The following is a 24,363-nucleotide window of genomic DNA, read 5'->3' as shown; positions in this document are numbered from 1 at the left end:
TTAATTATTGATATCAGCTAATACACGCTAAAAAAGTATAACTACTCGTGGTAATTATTGACTGTTGACTGTCAATTCCCACATTCATCAATGATTACAGCCAAGCCTTTGATTTTTAATACATTAATACAACTTGGAGCGCATCCTACTTATTACAGTAATAATACTGTAGTAATTATTATTTTTTTAGCATAATTTTGTCCTGAGTTACTATATCAGATTTTTTGTTTTACCCCTGTAAAAAGAGGTGAGATTACGAAAGACGGCGAGAAAGCCCATTCTTTCTAGGGATGGGATAAATTGCCCTTCGCCATCTTAGTCATTGGTCAATAGTTATTAGTATTACTAAGCACAAAAAAATCGCGTATAACTACTAATGACTAATGACTCGAAATCCTAGCCGCGTAAAGCCGGGGAATGAGTTAATTATTTTATTTATCTTTGGAAGCGTATGTCTCGGCATTTGCTTCCTCTTTAGTGTTGCCTGACTAAAGTTATAAATTTCCAGTTCCCAAGTTTTATTGTCTAACAAGAATTACAAAACTTATAAAATCCCAAGGAACTTTACAGAGGAATTACACATGCCAAATCAAAATATCATTTTTATTGATGAAGCAGTTATCGACTATCAAACCTTGATTGCGGGCATTCAACCAGAGACTAATGTAGTAATCCTTGACTCAAATCAAGATGGGGTAGAACAAATTACTCAAGCCTTGCAAGGTGGAAAATACCAATCAGTTCAAATTATTTCCCACGGCAGTGCAGGCAGTTTACAATTAGCAGCAACTCAACTCAATGCCGACAATTTGAACTCCTACGGCAATCTACTACAACAATGGAGAAATTATTTAACTGATGATGCTGACATTCTACTTTACGGTTGCAGTGTGGCATCTTTTGATTTAGCTTTTGTACAACAATTGAGCCAAATCACAGGCGCAGATGTGGCGGCTTCTAATGACATCACTGGTAATGCCGAATTTGGGGGTGACTGGGATTTAGAAGTGAAGATTGGTTCCATTGAGTCAGATTTAGCCTTGACTCCAGAGGTAAAAATAGCTTATGGCTCAATTTTAGCCTTATCTTTTGCAAGTCCTAGCAACACTGGTGTGGGAAGTGATGCCCGTTCTGTAACAGTGGGGAACTTTGATAATGACCAAAACTTGGACTTAGCAGTGGCTAATTATGGCTCGAACAATATTTCACTGTTGTTGGGTGATGGTAATGGTGGTTTTGGCACTGTCAAAAACTTGAATGTGGGAAATAATCCCGTTTCCATAACAGTGGGAGATTTCAATAATGACCAGAAGTTAGACTTAGCAGTGGCTAACTATGGCTCCGACACAGTTTCATTGTTGTTGGGTGATGGGAATGGTGATTTTGGAACTGCCAAAAACTTTAATGTCGGAAAAAATCCTCATTCCGTCACAGTGGCGGACTTCAATAAAGACCAGAACTTGGACTTAGTAGTAACTAACTCTGGTTCCAACACAGTTTCAGTATTGTTAGGCAATGGTAATGGCGGTTTTGGAATTTCTGCTAGTTTCATTGTGGGAAACAATCCTTATTCGGTGACAGTAGCAGACTTCAACAATGACCAGAAGTTAGACTTAGCAGTGGCTAACTATGGCTCCAACACAGTTTCAGTATTGTTAGGCAATGGAGCTGGTAGCTTTGGGGCTGCGAGTAATTTCACTGTGGGAAATAACCCCTATTCTTTGACAGTGGGAGACTTTAACCAAGACGGTAACTCTGACTTAGCAGTGGCTAATTATGGTTCCAACAATATTTCAGTGTTGTTGGGCAATGGTAGCGGTAGCTTTGGGGCTGCCAGCAATTTGACTGTGGGAAGCAATCCTGTTGCGGTGGTAGTGGGGGACTTCAACAATGACGGCAATTCTGATTTAGCAGTGACTAACAATTCCTCCAGCAACGTTTCAGTATTATTAGGCAATGGTAGTGGTGGTTTTGGTAGTGCAAGTAACTTTAGTGTAGCCAGTAATCCCACTTCCATTGCAGTGGGTGACTTTGACAAAGACAATGACTTGGATTTAGTAGTAACTAATTCAACGTCCAATAACATTTCAACCCTAGTCAATGATACTGTAACCCCAAAAGTTAACTTTGGTGCTGCTACTTATAACACTACAGAAGATAGTACTGCTATTGAGGTAACCATTGCTGTTACTTTAGATGTAACTCCCAATGCTGATGTCACAGTTCCCATTATTGTGAACAACATTAGTACTGCAACCAATGGCGACGATTATACCTTTTCCCCCGCTAGCGTTACTTTTAATGCTGGGGCAGCAGGTTCAAATTTAACCAAACTGATAACTTTCACCATTCAACCAGATGATTTACCTGAAAATGCCGAAACGATTGTACTCAACTTCGGTACGCTTACAGAAGGTGTTCCTGGGACAATAACTGAAACTACTCTGAATATTGCTGCTAACGATGCCATTGAATACGAAATTTCCACCACCACCCCGACTTTAACCGAAGGTAATAGCGGCACTCAATCTGTTACCTTTACCATCACCCGCAGTGGTGGTACTGACGTGGCCAGTACAGTGGATTATGCCTTGGGTGGTACAGCAGTTTTAGACAGTGACTATAACAACATTCAAGTTACAAATGGAGGAAATGCTGCATCAGGGACTTTAAACTTTGCAGCAGGGGAAACAACAAAGACCATTACAGTGGATGTTTTGGGTGACTATACAGTTGAACTTGATGAAAACATTATTGTTACTCTCAGTAATCCCAACCTGACAACTGCGCCGGAAAGTTCCACAATTACCACCACTTCAGCCGAAGTAAACATCGTTACTGATGATTTCTTCGTTCCGACAATAATCAACGAAATTCTATTTGACCCCCCCAGTACAGATAGCCCAAAAGAATATATCGAACTGCGGGGAACTCCCGCAGCAATTCTACCACCCGGAACTTATTTAGTAGGCATTGAAGGGGATTCTGCTACTAACCCTGGTGTTGTTCAAGATATTTTTGATTTGTCTGGTAAGCAGTTTGGTATCAATGGGTTGCTGGTTCTTTTGCAAAAAGGTAATAGTTATACAGTGAACCCCAATGCCAATGTGTTTACTAATACTGAAACTGGAACTGGATGGGGAAGTGGGGCTTCAAGTTCAATTGGGCATCAAGGTGCAAACGACATTGAAAGTGGGTCTGTTAGCTTTTTTCTCATTGAAACTGATACTGCACCCACCTTGAGCAATGATATTGACTCCAATGACGATGGTATTGCTGATGGTGCGATTTACTCAAATTGGACAGTGCTGGATTCCGTTGCGGTTTTAGATGGGGGAACTACAGATATAGCATACGGTTCCATTGTATTTAGAAAAAATTCTGTCGGTTCAGTTCCAACGAATGCCGCAGTTGTTGACACTTCATTTACAGCTGGGTATGTAGGGCGTTCTGGTAATACCACGGGTGCAACAGCGTTAGATTGGGTGGCAAGTTTAATTACTGGCACTGCACCAAATTTATCATTAGGAAATGCTAGTAACACATCACCAGAAAGCTTTGCTAGTCAACCGTTAAATCATATAGGAAGTACTAACTTTGCTCCCAATGTAAATTACACAATTTCAACTGCTACCCCAACTGTGACTGAAGGTAATAGCGGTACGCAAACCATCGGTTTCACAGTTACCCGCAGTGGTGATACTGCTGTTGCCACTAACATCAATTATGCCTTCAATGGCACAGCTACTTTTAACACCGATTACAAGACTATTAAAGTTGCAGGTGTTACAGCTAGTTCATCTGGGATGATAAAATTCGCTGCTGGAGAAACAACAAAGACCATTACATTAAATGTTGTGGGGGATAAGGTCACTGAAGCTGACGAAACCATTAATCTCACCCTTAGCCAACTCAACCAAATCAGTGTCATCGCCCCAGCCACAGTTACCATCATTAACGATGACATCCAACCCAGCATCTCCATTGCAGATAAAAGTGGCAAGGAAGATAGCGGCAATCTTGTGTTTACTGTTAAACTCTCCAATGCCAGCAGTGATGTTATTACAGTGGATTACAACACTAGTAATGATACTGCGATCGCTAACGTTGATTACACCCCAGCCACAGGAACCCTAACCTTCAATCCTGGAGTTACCACTCAAACCATCGCAATACCGATTCTTAATGATTTTGTTGCTGAATCAAGCGATCGCTTTTTTGTCAATCTTACCAATTCCATCAATGCCACCATTGCCGATCCCCAAGCCAATGGTACTATCACTGACAACGATACACCAGGTATTACAATCTCTCCTGTGAATGCACTTGTAACTACCGAAGCTGGTGGCAGTGCTAACTTTACTATTCAACTCGATACCCAACCCACTGCTGATGTCACGATAAATTTGAGTAGTTCCAATGTAAATGAAGGCACTATTTCAGCTACTAGCGTCACATTTACTGCTGCTAACTGGAATACACCCCAAACCATCACAGTTACAGGTGTTAATGATGGCATTGCAGATGGTAATACTACTTACCAAATTATTACTGCCAAAGCCGTTAGTAGTGATGCTAAATATAACAATTTAAATGCTGACGATGTTGATGTTGTCAATATTAAAAGTGGCAATCAAGTTAATAGTATTATCACAGGTTCAGCTTCAGCTGATAACTTACAGGGAACTAGCTCAGACGATTTGATTTTTGGCTTTGCTAGTAATGACACCATTGTTGCTGGTGGCGGAAACGATGAACTTTACGGCGGTTTGGGTACTGATAATCTCACAGGTGGTGCGGGTAATGATATTTTTGTGCTTGCGCCAAATCAAGGTAGAGATACAATCAAAGATTTCAACATTAATGAAGATTTGATTGGTTTATCAGGTGGTATTAGYTATGCAAATTTGTCCATTACTCAAAGCAACAATGATACTTTAATTAAGATTGGGAATGTAAATTTTGCTTTGTTAACTGGAATTACAGCATCGACTTTAAACTCTAGTCATTTTATTACTTACTAATAGGATGTTTAAAAAGTATTGGGCGAATAGTAAGCGTAGGGGCGAACAGCCGTTCGCCCGTACAAGTATCAATATTTTGGTGAATTGGTATAATATCATATCCGGATAATTAGTTATGATTCCCAAAGTCATTGCACCCCAACCCCTCCCCGCGAGCGGGGAGGGGAGACAAAGCGTAGCTTTGGCTCTTTGGGGTTCTTGGGGTTTAATAAGTAATCAAGCGGACATGATGTAACACAAAATCAAGGTTTTAAAACCCACGTAGGTGGGTTTCCTCTGTGTAGCCGCGATTTCCAATCGCTTGGTGAGTAATCTCAGGTTCGCCCAAATACTTAGGATAAGAATGACGCTTTTCCAACAACCGCGAATACCAATTTTGAATTTGGATGAAATCACATAATATTTAATGGGTCTACATCTATTGTCAAACTAACAGATTGAGGGCAAAGCGATCGCACTTGTTCCCAGTCTGGTAGTTGCGGTAATTCCTCAGGAGCAAATTTAATCAATATTTGCCAACGATAACGATTCGCTACTCGTAAAATAGCCGCTGGTGCTGGCCCCAATATCTCTAATTCCTCGTTGGCGCTTAAAGCTGTGGCAATGATTTGGGCTGTGTTCTGCACTTGCACAGCATCGAGACTGCTTAAGCGCAATAAAATTAACCTTCCGTAGGGGGGATAATTCAAGGCTTGGCGTTGTTCTAATTCTGCCTGAGAAAAAGAGTGATAATCGTGCGATCGCACTGCTTCAATTACTGGATGTTCTGAGGTATAAGTTTGTATAATAACCCTACCCGGATCGTCTCCTCTGCCAGCACGTCCGGCTACTTGAGTCAAGGTTTGAAATGCGCGTTCGCTGGCGCGATAGTCTGATAAATGCAGCAACCCATCGGCGGCCACAACTCCCACAAGTGTCACCTGCGGTAAATCTAAACCTTTGGTGAGCATTTGCGTACCCACTAATAAATCGGCTTCACCGTTGGCAAACTGCGTAAGTAATGTACGGTGTGCGCCTTTGTTGCGGGTGGTATCGCTATCAAAGCGAATTAAACGCAATTGGGGAAACTGTCGCGTTAGTTCCTGAGTAATTCGCTGAGTCCCGCTACCAAAGAATTTCAGGTAAGGGGAACTGCAATCGGGGCAGAATTTAGGATGCGATCGCGTATAGTTACAGTAATGACACCGCAACAATTCTGGCGCTCCTTCTTCGGTGTGGTGATAGGCCAGGGATACGTCACAATAGGGACACTCCAGCACATAGCCACAGCTGCGACAAGAAACAAAAGTACTGTGTCCCCGGCGATGAATAAATAAAATTCCTTGCTGCTGTCTTTCTTTTAGCTGTTGCAAAGCTTCTTGCAAGGATCTACTAAATATAGAACGATTTCCCTGCTGCAATTCTTCCCGCATATCTACGATTTCTACTGGCGGTAGTGGGCGGGAGTTGATGCGTTGGGGGAGAGAGAGGTAGTAGGAGGACGCAGGGAAGGGGGGACGCTCTGACGCGGAGAGGGAAGGGGACGCGGGGAGGGGGGGACGCTCTGACGCGGAGAGTGTTTGTGATAAATTCTCTGTGTCTTCGTGTCCCTCTTTCCCCGCGTCAGAGCGTCTCCCTGTCCCCGCGTCTTCTTCCTTCACACTCAGCCAACTTTCCAACGAAGGGGTGGCGGAACCTAAAATTAGGGGACAGTTTTCTAATTCGGCTCGCCATTGGGCGACGGTGCGGGCGTGGTAGGTGGGGATGGGTGAGTCTTGTTTGAAGCTGCTGTCGTGTTCTTCATCTAATATGATTAAACCCAAGTTGGGTAAAGGCGCAAAAATGGCGCTGCGGGTGCCAATTACAACTTGCGGTTCTCCTAGAAGCATTTGTCGCCAGGTGTCGTAGCGTTCGCCTTCTGAAAGGGCGCTGTGATAGACGCGGACTTTATTGCCGAAGCGGGCGCGAAAACGGTCGGTGAGTTGGGGTGTAAGTCCAATTTCTGGGACTAAAACCAGAGCAGATTTGCCAATTTGCAGCAGAGGAGCGATCGCTTGCAAATATACTTCGGTTTTCCCGGAACCTGTGACGCCGTGCAATAAAACTTGAGCAAATCCATTTAATGTCTGAATTGTTTCTAGGGCACTGGTTTGGGCTGCATTTAATGTCTTTGGTCGGTCTTGAGCTAAGGACGGGCTTTGTTCTGTTCGCAATACTTCCCGTTCTTCAATGACGATACAACCTTTTTGTACTAATGTCTTCATAATAGAAGAACTAGCATTGCAAATTTGCAATAATTCACTTTGCCATAACTCTCCTCCACGACGCCGCAGCACTTCTAATATTTCTCGTTGGCGAGTTGTTAAGTCAGGTTCCAGTGTACTGGTTACCAGTGTCACTGCTTTTTCAAATTTCGGTTTAGTGAGTTGGGGCGGTTCTAAGTAACTTTCTACTAAACCCCGTCGCAATAGTTCGCGCACTGCTTGGTAAGCTCGTGGGACTTGATTCTGTAAGTAGCGAAAACTATAATCTCCGTCTGATTGTTGCTGTAGGAGTTGCAGAATTTTGTGAGCGTCTTTATTGTTGACTTTGGCTACTAAACTTTGAAAATTTAATAAAGCTAGAATTTTAATCAAATAATTATTTTCGATGGTATTAAATATATAAAATTTAATTAACCAAGAATAAGATTCGCGAACAACACGCATCAAAGGTGTGTTTAATAAAGCATTAATATTAGTGTTAGTAGACACTGCTGCACCAGCTACGGTTAAACGGATGCGACGTTGCGATCGCCCCAATAATCCTGGTGGTAATGCTGTACGTATTACCTGAATTATTTGTGTGTAGTAATACTGCGATATCCGTTCCATTAAAGTCCAGTAACTATCCCGGAAAAAATTCTTTTGAATCACATCTTCCACATCCCGAATTTTTTCTAGCGGTAAGTCTGCTGGAGGTTTGAAAAGCAATCTAATGGCTACTCCCGTGAGATGTTGTGCGCCAAATGGTACATTCAAAATATCTCCAGGTTTTACTTCTAACCCGCTTGGCAGTCGATAAATGTAAATATTTGCCCCTTTTTCTACTTCTGTTGCTGTTCCTGGACAGTCCACCAGTACTTCAACCCAACGATTAAGAGTTGCACTTGGCTGATAAGATTCTCCTGGTTCTGCTACCACTAATGGAGATAAATTTAGGTCATTAATATACATAGTTGCTTACTTAATAGTTAGATATTTTACTCAATTGGCTGCTGCTAACTCGACCGTATTTTTTATTTTCTCAAGCATAAATGGTATTTCTGAATACTGTTATTGTTCATAATACTTGATAAGTTTCCTCTTATGTAATCTGCTAGACAAATTCGTATCAACTTTACATGCAATAAATATTGGGGTTCTCTATAGAAATAAAAGCATTTTCGCTATTGCTGTAATTCATTGGGTCTATCTACTAAATAGGGAGTAGCCTTTTTCCGCCTATTGATAGATATTCAACCCTTTATGCTTATGAGATGCTTTTATACAAATAAGAATATCCCGAAATTAGGCTCCCATCATTGTAATTAGTATTATCAGGGTAACTTGCCATCGGGAATGCATAACCCCAACACCAGGTTTTCATTTTATCCAGTGATTTACGCTACCTAGACATTAAAAATATTTAGAAAAATATATGAAGATTTAAGAAATCTGGATAGTTAGCGGAGATTTTTATATTTGTTTAAGTTGAGAAAGTTTGAGGGGGTTTGACATATTTGGTAATTAAGAAAAAAATAAAGAAGATATCTCTTGTCAACCTGAAAATTCAGTTTTGTTGGGTGCGAAGGTCAATTAAGTTATTGCTTGTATCTAAGGATAACCTTGAGTTAGTAGGTACATAGCAGTTTTTATTCCTGAAGAAAATTAGCATAAGCTTGTATTTTGGCTATATAAACGGGTGCATTCGTCCCTTAGGGAAAACTACCAAGCCTAAAACTAGTAGCCATAAGTAAATTATGTACCAAACAAAGCAACAATCCCTAAAGGAAACTATGAATATTGTTGAATTGGGAAAAATGGAAATACTGGAGAATACTGCTGAAACTGAAGAACTATTGCTGGAGAATTTAGATGCAGTAGCTGATGAAGAACCTCCCATTTTAGTAGAAAATCTGGAATCGGAGGAACGGGATGGAGATGAAATGGCTGCGGCTCGTCCTTCGGGATACAATAAGACCGAACATGATGATGCTGTAGGCGCTTTTTTTAAAGAAATGGCGCGTTATCCACTGCTAAAACCAGATGAAGAAGTGGAGTTAGCACGGCGGGTGAGATTTCTAGAAGAAATTCGGGAATTACAAGCGACTTTGCTCTCAAAACTCGGACATGAACCTAGCAAATTAGAAGTAGCTTCTGAGCTAGAAATGACAGAAAAACAATTAGAAAGTCGCTTGTATCAAGGTAGGGTAGCGAAACGTAAAATGATTCGCTCCAATCTCAGATTAGTAGTATCTATTGCCAAGCGATATTTAAATCGGGGAGTACCTTTTCTGGATTTAATTCAAGAAGGAGCAATGGGTTTAAATCGCGCTACAGAAAAGTTCGATCCAGATAAAGGATACAAGTTTTCTACCTACGCTTATTGGTGGATTAGACAAGCGATTACAAGAGCGATCGCTAATGATGCGCGAACAATCCGCTTACCAATTCATATTGTTGAAAAACTTAATAAACTTAAAAAAGCGCAACGAGAACTCAAACAAAAACTCTGTCGTAATCCTTCGGAAGTGGAAATGGCAGAAGCGTTGGAAATTAGCGTCCAACAACTACGTCAATTGCAACAATTACGCCGTCAAGCACTTTCTTTAAATCACCGTGTTGGTAAAGAAGAAGACACGGAATTAATGGATTTATTAGAAGATGAAGATAACTTATCTCCAGAAGCAAAAATGAATGAAAACATGATGCGTCAGGAGATTTGGGAAGTATTGGGTGACGTGTTAACTCCACGGGAGAAAGATGTCATTTCTTTGCGGTATGGTTTAACAACTAGCGAACCCTGTACCTTGGAAGAAGTCGGCAATATGTTCAATCTTTCCCGCGAACGAGTGCGACAAATCCAAAGTAAAGCCATGCGAAAATTGCGGCGTCCCCACATAGCCAAACGATTAAAAGGTTGGCTAATTTAAAAATTTCACCGAAAAATCAAGACTTAATACCAAATTAGGATAATTAGAGATGATTGGAACAGTCTTTACTACAGACATTTAATCCAAAATTCCAAATCCCAAATCTAAAATCCAAAATTGGTATGATACCTGACCTTATTATCTCTCATAACGAAACATTTCTCGAAGGGGGGCGATCGCCAACTGCAAAAACCGGGTGTTTTGTACCTTTTTCAGCTTGAATTTAATCATTAACCACAAAAATTGCACAGTTAACTATAGACTATGGACTATGGACTATAGACTATAAACTCATGACTTCGAGTAGCGATTTGATTGTGCGTTTTGCCCAGCCAGCTGATTACAGTGTACTCTTTAAATTAATTGAAGGGCTTGCCGAGTATGAAAAGTTATCTCATGCAGTCACCGGTAATGCTCTGGCACTGAAAGAACATTTATTTGGTTCGCACAGATATATAGAAGCAATATTAGCAGAATTTAGCGGTCAAGCTGTTGGTTTCGCTCTATTTTTTCATAATTATTCAACATTTTTAACTAAGCCAGGAATATATCTAGAAGATTTATTTGTTTTACCAGAATATCGCAGGCAAGGTATTGGTAAAGCTCTGCTAACTAAAGTAGCCCAGATTGCTGTAGAACGCAATTGTGGACGCTTAGAATGGAGTGTGTTGGATTGGAATGAATCAGCCCAAGCTTTTTATCGTAGTATGGGAGCTTCTATATTAGATGATTGGCGAATTTGTCGTGTGACAGAAGATACACTCAACAAGTTAGGAACTGTGAATAATAGCAATTCTGTGTGAAAACTTCTGTTAGGATTGTTGACAGTCAACAGTCAACTTGAATTGTACATTAAACCTCTTGTAAAAGTGCTTTTTGGACTCTTGTGGTCAAAGGGAAAAGGTGAGCCAGCGCGGTCTTGGGGGTTTCCCCCATGAGCGACTGGCGAACCCCGAAGGGTTTAAAGGGGAAGGGGAAAATACCAAACCTTTCCCCCTTTCCCCTTACCCTTTGACCAAATTCTGCAAGAAATTAGCCTACAACATAACACACCCTATCGGCCACTATTCTCTATTTTCAAGATGCAAATAAAACGAACATTCTACTACTAAATATAAAAATATTTTCTTTTTATTCCCTACTTACCACTGCCTAATTTTTGAACTTAAGAAATATTGTAGAATTGAAAAATATATTATTTAAAGATTAATGGGTATAGTAGGCAATAATCTTGAATTCCAAAAATTTTAAGGCTAGTTTGACAGCTTGTCGTTTGACTATAGCAGCGCCTCAACTGACAATTATGAAGGATATAGCGATTCCCAATTAAGTGAGGTACATCAACTTTTGTTTTTAAACGCTCCACAAGCGTAGAGTCAAGCCCAGAGTTACCCGCAGGTTTGCCCAACAAGATAAGCAAAGTACTCAGTACCTCAGCAGATTAGGAAACGCGCTATATTCCACGAATCAATGTTATTGCAGAGGGAACACGAAATGAAAAGAATTATTAAAATTATGCTGTTAGGCATAGCAATCTTCACCTTTGCCTTCAGTAGTCCAGCTTTAGCCGGAGATGCTGCTAGCGGAGCTAAAGTATTTAGTGGTAATTGTGCTTCTTGTCATGCAGGCGGTAAAAATTTAGTTAAAGCTGAAAAAAGCTTGAAGAAAGCCGATTTGGAAAAGTATGGTTTGTACTCAGCAGAGGCGATTATTTCTCAAGTTACAAATGGTAAAGGTGCCATGCCTGCTTTTGGCAAACGTTTAAAACCTGAGCAGATTGAAAATGTTGCTGCTTATGTACTTTCACAAGCAGATAAAAGCTGGAAATAGTACTGAAATTATCAGAATTGAGCAATCAAATTCTGGTTAAGATACTTTTGATATCTGGCTCGTAATTTCAGGTTTTGCTGTTACAGTAGATTCCTCTGAAATTCAGAAGGAATAAGGAATAGGGAATAGGGAACAGGAAAACCCACGCTTGCAAGCGTGGGTTTTTCAACTTTTCAACACAGAAGTACGCAGAGATTTCTAGCTCAGCAGACTAGGAAACGCTATATTTCAACTTCAATTGACATTTAATTCCGTAAAATCTCTGAAAAATAAAGAATTGAGTTTTCAGCAAATTTATCACTATAGGACTCCTATTTGATTGGGTGAAAACAACTCCGTACACCTATATTCTCTGAAACTTTTTTGCCTGACTACGCAAATCATTTCAGATATCAAAGCGGATTCCTATATATATCTACGATAACTGATATTAAGAATAGGTAAAAGGGAATACTAAGGCTGAATCACAATATTAAAAATAGCACTGCAATGATACTACTATCTAATGATATAGTTCCCTTGTCTGGATATCGCATCACAGAGCAAATTTATTCAGGTAGTAAAACCTTAGTTTATCGAGCTGTCAGAAAACAAGACCAAAAGATAGTGGTTATCAAATTGATGCGGAATGAGTATCCCACCATCGATGAAATTGCTCAGTTTCGCAATCAATATACAATCACTAAAAATCTCAATTTGCAGGGCATAGTTAAACCTCTGAATTTAGAAAATTACCGTAATGCCTATGCCTTAGTGATGGAAGACTTTAGCGGTATATCCCTTAAAGATTGGACAAAGAGGAAAGAAAAAAATATTGTCAGCTTAGGAGAGTTTTTTCAGATTGCGATACAAATAGTATCTATCCTAGAGGAACTGCATCGCCATCGCATCATTCACAAAGATATCAAACCCGCCAATGTTCTAATTAATCCCAATACTCTGGAAATCAAACTTATTGACTTCAGCATTGCTACTTTACTACCAAGAGAAGTCCAATTTATCACGAATCCTAACGTTTTAGAAGGAACATTAGCTTATATTTCCCCCGAACAAACTGGAAGAATGAACCGTGGTATCGATTACCGTAGCGATTTTTATTCCTTGGGGGTGACATTTTTTGAACTTCTGAGTGGAGAATTACCGTTCAATACTAATGACCCAATGGAATTAGTCCATGCTCATATTGCCAAACAACCAGACAAATTCAAAATTAAACATTCAAAATCTACAAATAATGAGGAAATTCCAGAAGTACTTTGCGATATCGTGATGAAACTAATGTCCAAAAATGCTGAAGACCGCTATCAAAGCACCTATGGACTTAAATATGATATAGAAATATGCCATCAGCACTGGAAACAAACTGGTAATATTCCATTTTTGGAGTTAGCCGTTAAAGATATTTCTGACCGTTTTCTGATTCCTGAAAAACTCTACGGTCGTCAAGAAGAAGTCGCAAATCTTCTTGCTGCCTTTGACCGTGTGACACAAGGTAAAACAGAAATGGTTTTGGTTGCAGGCTTTTCTGGTATTGGTAAAACTGCGGTAGTGAACGAAGTTCATAAACCCATTGTCAGACAACGTAGTTACTTTATTCAGGGGAAATTTGACCAGTTTCAAAGAGAAATTCCGTTATCGGCATTAGTACAAGCTTTTAGCGAACTAATCAGGCAAATCTTAATAGAAACTGAAGCAGAAATTCAACATTGGAAATTGAAGATACTTGCAGCATTAGGGCAACAAGCTCAAATAATTAGCGATGTAATTCCTGTACTAGAACAAATTATTGGTAAACAACCAAAATGTGCGGAACTTTCTGGTAATGCTGCCCAAAATCGCTTCAATTTATTATTTAAAAGATTCATTCAGGTATTTCTTAGTAAAGAACATCCTTTGGTAATCTTTCTAGATGATTTGCAATGGGCAGATACAACATCTTTAAAATTTATTCAATTATTAATGAATCAAAATAATGTAGAAAATAAAAAATCATTTTTAGCTACTTTTGAAAGTCAAGAAAATATCTTGATTCCTAACTTTGAGAGCGAAAATTTGTCAGGCGATCGCACCCAAAACTTAGAGATAAATGAAGGTAGTTTATTATTGATTGGTGCATATCGTGATAATGAAGTTTCTCAAGCACATCTGCTTTATTTCACAATAAAAGAAATTGAAAAAACAGGTGCGACCATTAATCATATTATTCTCCAGCCTTTAAATCAAAATAATTTAAATGACCTCATAGCTGATACTTTATTTTGTAAACAAGATGTGGCTATTCCTCTGACCCAAATGGTGTTTGCTAAAACTAAAGGTAATCCCTTTTTTGCCATTCAATTTCTCACGTCTTTACACAAAGATAACATTATTAAATTTAATTATAATCTCGCCTGTTGGGAATATAATCTTCCCCAATTGCAAATATTAACTCTCACGGATGATGTCGTCGAATTTATGGCGCTGCAAATAGAAAAATTACCCAAAATGACACAGGATGTTTTAAAATTTGCAGCTTGTATTGGCAATGAATTTGATTTAAAAACTCTTGCCATCATCAATGAAAAATCTGCGGTAGACACGGCATCTGAAATATGGAAAGCTTTGTATGAAGGTCTCGTTTTACCTCAAACTGAAGCTTATAAATTATTTCAAAATGCCAGCGGTTCTGTGGATTATGATAGCCAAAAATCGCAAAATTTACCCCTCAATACCTCTTTGTGGCCTCGATACAAGTTTATACACGATCGAGTCCAGCAAGCTGCTTATTCTCTCATTCCCCAAGACCAAAAAAAGCAAATTCATTTACGAATTGGGCAACTACTTTTGAAAAATATTTCAGTTGTAGAACGAGAAGAAAAGATTTTTCAGTTAGTCAATCAATTCAATATTGCAGTTGAAATTATCACAGATAAAACTCAACGCGATGAACTAGCCGAGATGAATCTAGTTGCTGGACGTAAAGCTATAGCCTCCACCGCTTATATTGCTGCAACTAAGTATTTAAGTACTGCAATAGAACTATTAGCCAATGATTGTTGGGAAACAAAATATGAGCTAAGCATCGCTTTGTATGAAACAGCTGCGGAGGCTGCATACCTGAGTGGTAACTTTCAAAAAATGGAGGAATTAATACAGGTAGTCTTAGCACAAGCAAAAACATTACTAGAAAAAGTAAAAGTTTATGAAATCAAAATTCAAGCTGATGGAGCGCAAAATAAAGCATTAGCATCTGTCAATACTTCCTTAAGCTTTTTAAAGTTATTGGGAGTAGAATTTCCCCATCAGCCAAACCAACTTGATGTGCAATTAGCAATGGCAGAAATAACGTCTAATTTAGCTGGAAAGCAAATTCAGGAATTAATTAACCTTTCGGAAATGAAACAGCCTGAATTATTAGCAGCTATGCGTATATTATCGAGTACCGCTCCAGTTGCTTATCAAGTTGCGGCTGAATTGTTCTTACTTATTTGTCTCAAACAAATAAATTTATCAATAAAATATGGGAATTCTTCCTTATCGGCTTATGCTTATGTTGTTTATGCAGTAATGCTTTGTGGAGTCCTCAAAGATTTTGAATCTAGTTATCAATTTGGTAGGCTAGCTTTAAACTTATTAGCTCAATCTGGCGCGAAAGAAATAAAAGCCAGAGTAATGCAAGGATTTTATTCTCTCATTGAGATTTGGCATAAACATGTTAAAAAAACATTAAAACCTCTGCTGGAATCTTACTCTGCTGGATTAGAAACCGGTGATTTAGAATTTGCAGCTTATTGTTTAATGTATTATTCTAGCTTTTCATATTGGATTGGTAAACAATTGACAGAATTAGATGGAGAAATCGAAAATTACAATCATGCCATTAGTCAAATTAAACAAGAAAGACCTTTGAATTGGAGTAATATTTATAGACAAATTGTTTTAAATTTACTCCACAATACAGAAAACCCATCCTCTTTAGTTGGTATAGCCTACGATGAAAACATAATGCTGCCTATTCATTTGGAAGCTAAAGACGGAGTAGGTCTTTTATATTTATATTTGGGCAAATTACATCTATGCTATTTATTTGAACAATATTTTATAGCAGTAGAAAATGCTACTTTAGCAGAGAAATATTTAGATGGTGGGATAGGACAATTAGTTGTACCTATTTTTTATTTTTATGATTCACTAGCGAGATTAGCTATTTATCCTCAAATTTCAGAAATCGAACAACAACAAAATCTCGAAAAAGTAGCTGCTAATCAAGAAAAGATGAATCAATGGGCCCATTATGCCCCAATGAATTATTTACATAAATTTTATTTAGTAGAGGCAGAACGGCATCGAGTTGTTGGTGAATATTTACAAGCAATGGATGATTACGACCAAGCCATTGCCTATGCTAAAGAATATGAATATTTGAATGAAGAAGCTTTAGCCGAAGAACTTGCAGCTAAATTTTATTTAGGAATAAATAAACAAAAAATTGCCCAAACTTATATGACTGATGCTTACTATAACTATCTGAAATGGGGAGCATTAGCGAAAGTTGAAGATTTGCAAAAACGTTATTCTCAATTACTCGCTCAAATTATCCAGCAAGAAAAACTTAACATCCAAATCAACGATCGCACTACTAATTCTATCCGCATATCCCACTCAATTGCTAGTAGTAATGAAACAGTTTTTAGTACTAGCATTTCAGATATGCTAGATTTAGCATCTGTAATTAAAGCTTCTCAAGCAATTTCCAGAAAAATTGAGATTGAACAACTGCTTTCTGCATTAATAGCAGTTGTCATCGAAAATGCCGGAGCTTCCAAGTGTGCGATGATTTTAAATGAAAGCCATCGATTTAAATTAACTGTAGCCGCAGTTGGTTGCAGTTCAATATCTGGAAGTATTTCCACACACTTTCCAGCAATTGATTTAGATTCCAGTCGAGACGTTCCCATCACTTTAATTAATTACGTCAAACGTACAAACCAAATTTTCGTCAGCGATAATGTTAAGACTGCAAATTTTTTATTAAATGATTCATATATTGTTCAAGAACAACCAAAGAGTATCTTGTGTATTCCGATAATTAGTAAAGGAAATTTGCTCGGTATTCTTTACTTAGAAAACAACTTAACAATGGCAGCATTTACACGCGATCGCATCGGTATTATTAATCTCCTTAGCACCCAAGCTGCAATCTCTCTAGAGAACGCCATCCTCTATAAAAACTTAGAAAAATATAGCCAAACCCTAGAGGAAAAGGTAAATCAGAGAACCCAAGAATTAAACGACAAAAATCAATGTTTACAAAAAACTATCCAAGAATTGCACAGTACCCAAACTCAATTAATTCAAAGCGAAAAAATGTCTTCATTGGGGCAAATGGTGGCGGGTATCGCACATGAAATTAATAACCCTATTAACTTTATTCATGGAAATATCACTCATATAAGTGAGTATATGGAAAACTTGCTAGATTTAATTAGCACTTATCAACAAGAATGTTTAAATCCTTCTACATTAATCAAGCAAAAAACTGAAAACTTCGACCTTGATTTTATGGTAGATGATTTACCAAAAATTCTTGATTCTATGAAACTGGGAAGTTCGCGTATCCGCAATATTATTTTGGGATTGCGTAATTTTTCTCGCTTAGACGAATCGGAAATGAAACCTGTAAATATTCATCAAGGCATTGATAGTACTTTAATGCTTTTACAGCACCGGCTCAAAGAAAAAAGCGGACGTTCTGAAATTGAAGTCATCAAAGAATACGGAAATTTACCAGAAATTACTTGCTATGCAGGTCAACTTAATCAGGTATTTATGAATATTTTAAATAACGCCATTGATGCCTTGGAAGAGTTATTTTCCATTAGTCATACATCATTACTAGACCAACACAGAAATCATACAGAAAATGTCCAACCATATCTACCACAAGCATCTCTAGGAGACACTAAGGGAAAGCTAACGCAATTTCAGCGACAAATTCACATCGTGACTCAACTCACAAATTCCAACAAACTAATGATTCAGATTTCTGATAACGGTTGCGGGATGACTCGCCAAGTCAGACAAAAAATCTTCGACCCATTTTTTACTACTAAATCCGTAGGCAATGGTATTGGCTTGGGGTTATCAATTAGCTATCAAATTGTTGTAGACAAACACAAAGGTCAATTAACTTGTTATTCTGTTCCAGGAAAAGGAACTGATTTCATAATTGAAATACCGATAAGGTAATAAACTTCTTACAAAAGTGCTTTTTTGGGAAAAGGGGAAAGGGGAAAGGGGAAAGGGGAAAGGGAAAGGGAAAGGGGGAAAGGGGAAATACCAAACCTTTACCATTTTCCGGACTTCTCTTAGCAGTCTAATGATTGGGCATTGGGCATTGGCGGTGGTGACTGGTGACTGGGGGGTTATTATTCTCCCCTGCCCCATCTCCCTCATCCCCCTATCTCCCCACTGCCTTCTATACTTGTGTAATCACAGACAATTTTTTCGGAACATCTTGTTCATTGGTAAACTGCTCATTTTTCTTTTGCCAATTCATCACTTGCTTTAAGACTTTTGTGATGATATTGGGGTGGAAAAATGCAGTAGGTGGTTTTAGCATGTGTATTACTTCTAAAAATGTCTTGTGAATTTCGGCATTTTCACTTTGTAGTAACAACACTCTATCTAGATAACGCTGCATGACTCGGCTGATGAAGTCTGGTTGTCCTCCTTCAGTGGTATGCCAACGTAAATCTTCGCCTGTTGTCATTAGCCAAGGTACGGCAATTACTTTGTTTAATTGTTTTTGAAACTGTCGAGATAAACCAATTAAATTCCCATCGGGATGGTTAGAAAATTGTTGATTTAAACATTGGTCTAGAGCCAGTGCATCTAAAGCAGCAACGGTCATACCTTGTCCGTAAACTGGATTAAAAGCACAAACGGCATCACCTACTAATACAAAGTTTTCTGGCAATCTTTTAAGTTTTTCATAATGACGTAGGCGATTTTCTGTCCGGCGATAACCATAGATAGATGAGAGTGGCTGGGCGTTTTTGATAGCTTCATAGATAACTGGCGATCGCAAGCTACGGGCAAACTCTAAAAAGCCATCTTTATCTGTGGGTGGATAATCTTTACCTACACCTATAAGTGTGAGAATCCAACGATTACCTTCAACTTTATATATCACACCACCACGATTGTTATTTGGTGGTTGTACTGTTACATACAAACACTGCCAATCACATTCCAAATTATTTGGAGGCTCGTACCAACAGCTGGCATAGCCTAAATAAGAGTTGATTACCGTCTCTTGGGGTGGTGTGTAACCCATTGCTTCTAGCCATTGAGGCGCTGATGAATTGCGTCCACTCGCATCTACGACTAAATCAGCAGTTAAGTCTGTTTCTGGTTGGTTGCGAAAGCGTACTCGTAAACCTGTAACACCAGTCCGGTCTGAGTTAGATAATAAAGAAACTACCTGTGCTTCTTGCATAAACACAAGATTCTTTTCAGCAGCTAATCGATGGTGGATAGTTTGCTCTAGAAGATTTCGACTGCAAGTGTGGGTAATTAAATCAGACTTAAAACGAGGGGCCCAACCGCCAAAACCCAGCCAGGGTAAATCATTTCCCCAATCTATGGCGGATGCACCAGAGTCAGCTAATTGAGCCTCTATACCAGGAAAAAGTTCTTCCACTGATTGCAAACCACGCTTGAGCAAGGTATGAACATGAGGTGATTGGGGTACACCGTGGCGATGTTCTGTTTCTTGTGTAAAGTTATCCCGTTCAATAACTGTCACTCGCTGAAAGTGTTTAGTCAGTACTTTCGCCGCTAGTAGTCCCGCGATACTTCCCCCAATGACAACAGCGTGTTGCGGATGGCGAACAGATGCTAAATGAGTCATACTTCTTACCTTGTGAGAAAAGTTTGTCTCTGAATTCTGAATTTTGTTATCTGAGTTAAAGAACAACGATCGCACTAGCCAGAACCAGACAATACCAGTAAGTAAAGAGCATGTAAGTCTGATGATCTTCTCGTGGAGAGCGATTCAATACAATCCTGGCTGCAATCAACCAGCTAAATACTGCTAGTACAATATCACACGCCAAAGTACTGGCAGTATTTTGCGCGGGCATCATTAATATGAAATGGATAACAAATGGTAGGAATCCAAAGCCCAGACTTAGTATAAATCGGCTTGCTGTTTCTCCAAAGGCGATGGGAAATGTGCTGCGGTTAACAGCTAAATCCCCTTCTATATCTCGAAGATCCTGAAGGGCGACTAATGTACTCCAGATAGCACCCATGACAAATAGCCAGCGCCAGGCGATCGGTGTGATTGGTGTCATCAATTGCCATACTGCTGCCAAGTGCGCGAATGTACCTAATCCAATCAAGAAGTTTTTGGTAATCCAATGCTTATCCCAACCGCCAAAATTATGCAAAACCACAACCATCTGGCAGATTAAAGCCCATTCTAAAACCCCAAAATACCAGCCTATAAATGTAAATATGCCCATACTCAAAAACCATCTCACTAAAGCTCCATGAAGTGAGATTTTTCCTGTCACCAACGGGCGATTTGGCTTATTGATTCGATCCTCTTCAACACCAGCTATTTGATTAGATAAGCAAAAAGAAAAAAGGTACAACCAAACAAATAAAGTGCCAGTGAACAATGTGAAAATTAATTCAGTAAAAGATGATTGTACATAATGCCCCGCAGCTAATATAAATAGTATTGGCGGTATGATGGTACTGGAAATATCGCGACCAGTAAATTGCCAAATTAAATGCAATTCCCGAACCAAGCTTTTGTATAAACTTGTTGTAAAATTTGCAGATACAACTTTCGTTTGTACATCCATTGAATTTTGCTCCTTAACTAATTCTTAAGTAAATTGTTAAATTAAATTAGTAGTACAGTTATCCTATTGAAGTTACGAACAGAAATTTTCCCAATCATTTCGCACACCGAGTCAGCGCCAAGTTTAATAAATTCCTTGGACAGGTTCTTGACTTCTATATACTAGTAGTCTGTCCCATTAGTTCTGATAGGTTCGTAGTAAGGACTTTAGTGCTTAAAAATCAAGGACTAAAGTCCTTACTACAAACATTTTTTCCTACAAAATTAATGGAAAATATCACTAGAATGACATCAAAATTTTTCAAACAAATACGCCTAATATGTAGATATAAAATTTAAATATCTATATCTGCATATTTCCTTGAATTTGTAAATATGTTTAGCTAAAAACACACTAGCAATCCTAAATCATTTGTGAAACCAACGACAAATTACCAATGACAAAGGACTGTCAACACCAAAATTCTCACCAATCAAATTCGATTACTATGGATTGAGATAACTAACTATTTTTTTTGCATTTGATTAATTTCATAATTAATATGAAAAATGTTGACTTGACTACTACGACAGTCAAGTGTCAAACTTGTTAACCAGTGGTATTTATTTGAACTTTTTAACTTATCAATAAATTATTTAATCTTTTTTTTATAATTGTAACCGTATTCTTAAGTAATCTTAATTAATTTACAGATATATTTAGTACTTTGTAACTTTTGTAATACAAAAATATTTTTAATTACCTAAGTAAATAGAAACACCTTGTAACATAGATTACATCAATATGATTTCTGAATTCAAAATTTTTGTTGCGAATTTTTCTATGCTCAAAGGCTTAGCTTTTGACTTTCTCCAAAGTAAAAATGGCAGTTTACATAAGTAAATATTCTTTTTTGAAGAGATTGTTTTATAAGCAATAAATATTACTATTTAAAATAAACTATTTAAGTATTAATACATAAAAGTTAAGATTTGAAGACATAGCAGAACATGATAAAAAGATATGTTGTGCTTGATTAAAAAAGTAATAACCTAACAATACATATAATCTTCTATCAAAAGACAGATATTAATCTATACATAATTTTCAAGTATAAAATCAACTTGGTACAAATTTTATTTCTATCTATAGATTGACAAAAAATACACAATACAAAATTTATTTTTCCGTTTTAGGAATACTCTTTTATCTTTTTAAAAAGAAAAAAGCAGATAAAGTTAAAAAATTCTTGTTTGAAACGAAGGACAGAAAAATTAAATTTTCAATATTCTCTCATGAGAGTAATAAAGCAACTGTAAAACCTATCTCAAACCAGATTGAGATCATATTACTAGTAGAACTTAGATCACACTTCAATTAGTTAATCTCAGCTAAACTGAATCTTTATATTGAAATATAATAAATACTACATAGGAAATTAAGGGTAATGAGGAGAAGCGATCGTAGAGATTCTAATATTGACAATGCTATTAACAATCCTCGCTCAAAACAGAAAGAACCAGTTTCTTATCATGAACTGAAACTTTCATTGATGACTGTTCGTGCCAACCTTGAAGAAGCTACATCTGAACGCGATAAATGGGAACAAACTGCAAAAGAACACCAAGAAGCAGCATTCCAACTAGTTCATGTTAAGCAAAAAATTGTAACTTACCAAACTGAGACTAATCAGCTAAAAAAACAAGTCACTCAAAATTATCGATTCTATATTGATGAAAAAGAAAATCATCAAAAAACACTGTATCTTTACAACGAAGAAAAAGCGAAACTATCCCAGATAGTTCATGTTCACCAACAAGAGATTCAAAATTATCAACTTCAAGCAAATGAGCTAAAAGGGCAAGCTAATCAAAATTATCAATTCTATCTTGATGAACAAGAAAATCATCAACAAACCCTCTGTCTCTACAACGAAGAAAAAGCAAGAGCAACTGAATTACTTACTAAATATGAGACAGTAAGCTCAGAACGAGAAATGTATTTGAATTTATACAATGAAGCTAAAACTGAACTTAAGCACGAACGACGTTCCAAAGCTAGTATTAAGGGATGGGAAACTCGTCGTAAAGCTGAAAATGAACGATTAAAACGAGAAATTGCTCAGATGGTTGTGCTAGTGCGTGAATCTTTAGCAAGTAAGGATGAAGCAGTAAATAATCTTTATATCGTAGCAGAGCGTATGGATCGAATTCAATCTTTAGTTGATTCAGTAGAAGAAGAAACAACTAATAATCCTATGGGTTTGGTAGAAAAATTTAAACGCATCTGGCTTGCAATTAAAGAGATTATTTCTGAATAAAAAAACATACTCATGAGCAAAAAATCGCTACCAAGCACTGAAAAACAAGGTAAAGGAAGGCTAGCAGATCAAATTCGTAGTATTGCCGATCGCCTTAAACAAGAAACTGATATACAGATAAAAGCGACTTCTCGTATTTTAGGAGCCGCTGCTCAAATTGCCGAAAATCATGACCAACTGATTAGTGAAGTAGTTGATATGGTTGAGTCAGACCTCGAATTAGAAAAACAGGTATCTCAAAACCATATTTATACTATTGATATTTTGAAGCAACAGTTTAAAACATTACGAGATGCAAAGGCTCACTTTAATCTGAAAGTTAGTAGTTGGCAATCACTAATTGATACCTTAAATGCTGGATTATCCAAAACAAGCATAATACATGAAAAACCTCAATCCAATCAGAATTTTATAGATACCCATATTCCCAAAACTACAGTTGTTTTAGAACCTGATGTTGCCGAAATGTTTCCCACCTCAGAAGCAGTAAATGAAGCACTACGTTTTTTAATTCGAGTTACAAGTAAAAATCATGTTGAAAATTAATTTATCAAGTAACAGGACTTAAGCAATAACTCTCTGAAATTATCAAAACAGAATAAAGGCGTCAGTCGTCAGAATTCAGTCGGGTATTTTGTACGACTGGCGGATAGCGCAGCGTAAAGCCTGCGGCATGGCTTCGCTTAGAGCGACGTAGGAGCGTCTGAATAAGTGGGTTTAAGACCCCCACCAAATTTTCAATTTGGTGGTCTTCTCCCAAGGGGAGACGCTACGCGAACAATCAATGGCGGGTCGGAATCCCCCACTGATAGCGCAGCTAAGCCGTGTCCGCGTACCCCTGCTCTTAAGCAAGCTACGCGTAGCGTCTCGTAGAGAGCGTCTTGATTCTGAATTCTGAATTCTGTATTCTTCGGCTTCGCTTAGAGCGACGTAGGAGCGTCTGAATAAGTGGGTTTAAGACCCCCACCAAATTTTCAATTTGGTGGTCTTCTCCCAAGGGGAGACGCTACGCGAACAATCAATGGCGGGTCGGAATCCCCCACTGATAGCGCAGCTAAGCCGTGTCCGCGTACCCCTGCTCTTAAGCAAGCTACGCGTAGCGTCTCGTAGAGAGCGTCTTGATTCTGAATTCTGAATTCTGTATTCTTCTTCAATATTTCTTTGTGTTCTACTTTACAGTAAGCCACTTCTCTACGAAAC

The 24,363-nt window shown here is 38.2% G+C and carries 11 protein-coding genes; 7 read left to right on the top strand and 4 right to left on the bottom strand.

All coding sequences use genetic code 11. The features are described from left to right. The first annotated feature begins 581 nt into the window (after positions 1-581). Positions 582-5,024: a DUF4347 domain-containing protein gene (locus VF06_RS05445; protein WP_099073073.1), complete on the top strand. Its 4,443-nt coding sequence runs from the start codon at positions 582-584 to the stop codon at positions 5,022-5,024. A 392-nt stretch (positions 5,025-5,416) separates the two neighbouring features. Here VF06_RS05445 and priA read toward each other — a convergent pair whose 3' ends face one another. Then, positions 5,417-8,218, bottom strand: coding sequence for a primosomal protein N' (priA, locus tag VF06_RS05440; RefSeq protein WP_244918237.1), 2,802 nt, complete (start codon positions 8,216-8,218; stop codon positions 5,417-5,419). Positions 8,219-9,003: 785 nt separating this feature from the next. Here priA and VF06_RS05435 point away from each other — a divergent pair. From VF06_RS05435 to VF06_RS05420, 4 genes are all read left to right on the top strand, one after another. Further along, a complete protein-coding gene (locus VF06_RS05435; protein WP_099066137.1) occupies positions 9,004-10,176 on the top strand; it encodes an RpoD/SigA family RNA polymerase sigma factor in 1,173 nt (390 codons plus the stop codon). A gap of 293 nt (positions 10,177-10,469) precedes the next feature. Then, positions 10,470-10,979 carry a GNAT family N-acetyltransferase gene (locus VF06_RS05430; protein WP_180267616.1) on the top strand — a complete coding sequence of 170 codons (510 nt, stop codon included), beginning with the start codon at positions 10,470-10,472 and terminating at the stop codon, positions 10,977-10,979. Between the two features lie 691 nt (positions 10,980-11,670). Further along, positions 11,671-12,006, top strand: coding sequence for a cytochrome c6 PetJ (petJ, locus tag VF06_RS05425; RefSeq protein WP_099066215.1), 336 nt, complete (start codon positions 11,671-11,673; stop codon positions 12,004-12,006). A 489-nt stretch (positions 12,007-12,495) separates the two neighbouring features. Then, entirely contained in the window at positions 12,496-18,234 is a 5,739-nt protein-coding gene (locus VF06_RS05420; RefSeq protein ID WP_099066139.1) for a trifunctional serine/threonine-protein kinase/ATP-binding protein/sensor histidine kinase, read from the top strand. Positions 18,235-18,463: 229 nt separating this feature from the next. Here VF06_RS05420 and VF06_RS05415 read toward each other — a convergent pair whose 3' ends face one another. Next, on the bottom strand, positions 18,464-19,900 hold the full coding sequence (locus VF06_RS05415; RefSeq protein ID WP_099066140.1) for an FAD-dependent oxidoreductase: 1,437 nt from the start codon (positions 19,898-19,900) through the stop codon (positions 18,464-18,466). A gap of 55 nt (positions 19,901-19,955) precedes the next feature. Next, a complete protein-coding gene (locus tag VF06_RS05410; RefSeq protein WP_099066141.1) occupies positions 19,956-20,864 on the bottom strand; it encodes a UbiA family prenyltransferase in 909 nt (302 codons plus the stop codon). 1,426 nt (positions 20,865-22,290) lie between these two features. Between VF06_RS05410 and VF06_RS05405 the strand changes: the two genes are divergently transcribed. Together VF06_RS05405 and VF06_RS05400 are read left to right on the top strand one after the other, a co-directional pair. Then, entirely contained in the window at positions 22,291-23,163 is an 873-nt protein-coding gene (locus tag VF06_RS05405; protein WP_099066142.1) for a hypothetical protein, read from the top strand. A gap of 12 nt (positions 23,164-23,175) precedes the next feature. After that, positions 23,176-23,709: a hypothetical protein gene (locus VF06_RS05400; protein WP_099066143.1), complete on the top strand. Its 534-nt coding sequence runs from the start codon at positions 23,176-23,178 to the stop codon at positions 23,707-23,709. Between the two features lie 428 nt (positions 23,710-24,137). On the opposite strand, the gene VF06_RS38965 is transcribed toward VF06_RS05400, so the two are convergent. Continuing rightward, positions 24,138-24,350: a hypothetical protein gene (locus VF06_RS38965; protein ID WP_143861664.1), complete on the bottom strand. Its 213-nt coding sequence runs from the start codon at positions 24,348-24,350 to the stop codon at positions 24,138-24,140. Between the last annotated feature and the right edge of the window lie 13 nt (positions 24,351-24,363).

The sequence above is a fragment of the Nostoc linckia z4 genome (genome assembly GCF_002608075.1).
Taxonomy (GTDB): Bacteria; Cyanobacteriota; Cyanobacteriia; order Cyanobacteriales; family Nostocaceae; genus Nostoc; species Nostoc linckia.
This window is presented reverse-complemented; position numbering and strand designations above follow the sequence as displayed.

Bases quoted from the DNA above. Each gene is read 5' to 3' on its own strand.
- priA (WP_244918237.1), bottom strand. From the start codon at position 8,218: ATGTATATTAATGACCTAAATTTATCTCCATTAGTGGTAGCAGAACCA.
- VF06_RS05435 (WP_099066137.1), top strand. From the start codon at position 9,004: ATGTACCAAACAAAGCAACAATCCCTAAAGGAAACTATGAATATTGTT.
- VF06_RS05430 (WP_180267616.1), top strand. From the start codon at position 10,470: ATGACTTCGAGTAGCGATTTGATTGTGCGTTTTGCCCAGCCAGCTGAT.
- petJ (WP_099066215.1), top strand. From the start codon at position 11,671: ATGAAAAGAATTATTAAAATTATGCTGTTAGGCATAGCAATCTTCACC.
- VF06_RS05420 (WP_099066139.1), top strand. From the start codon at position 12,496: ATGATACTACTATCTAATGATATAGTTCCCTTGTCTGGATATCGCATC.
- VF06_RS05415 (WP_099066140.1), bottom strand. From the start codon at position 19,900: ATGACTCATTTAGCATCTGTTCGCCATCCGCAACACGCTGTTGTCATT.
- VF06_RS05410 (WP_099066141.1), bottom strand. From the start codon at position 20,864: ATGGATGTACAAACGAAAGTTGTATCTGCAAATTTTACAACAAGTTTA.
- VF06_RS05405 (WP_099066142.1), top strand. From the start codon at position 22,291: ATGAGGAGAAGCGATCGTAGAGATTCTAATATTGACAATGCTATTAAC.
- VF06_RS05400 (WP_099066143.1), top strand. From the start codon at position 23,176: ATGAGCAAAAAATCGCTACCAAGCACTGAAAAACAAGGTAAAGGAAGG.